This is a genomic window from Dellaglioa sp. CoH-55-MRSF-7 (assembly GCF_056782235.1).
In genome coordinates this window covers 1-269 of record NZ_JBXAYI010000167.1, presented here as the reverse complement: position 1 = coordinate 269, position 269 = coordinate 1, and the positions used below count along the sequence as shown (strand labels likewise).

General features: G+C 65.8%; 1 protein-coding gene. It reads left to right on the top strand.

Annotation, left to right across the window (positions count from 1 at the left end; genetic code table 11):
* Positions 1-188: hypothetical protein (locus AC1RPU_RS08270; protein WP_481769692.1), on the top strand; the 188-nt coding region annotated here is incomplete at its 5' end.
* Positions 189-269: the final 81 nt, after the last annotated feature.

Here is a 269-nt window from a genome sequence, read left to right as displayed (position 1 = left end):
AGGGGCGCAAGCCGGATGTGACCGGGTGCTGGCCGAGCCACAACGGGGCGGTGGCGATCCAGACGCACGACACGGTCTACGCATTCCTTCCCGAGACGCTCCCGCACGGCTCGGTGGGTACCGCCGAGATCATCCATCAGGTCGACGGCAAGAAGCTCGGCTTCGTCGTGCACTACCGATACGCCTGAGTGCCGAGCCGGCCGGTGCGCTTCCCCGGCCGGCCGTTCGGTTTCGCCCCGATGTGCACATTTACAGTGTTTGCAGCTAAG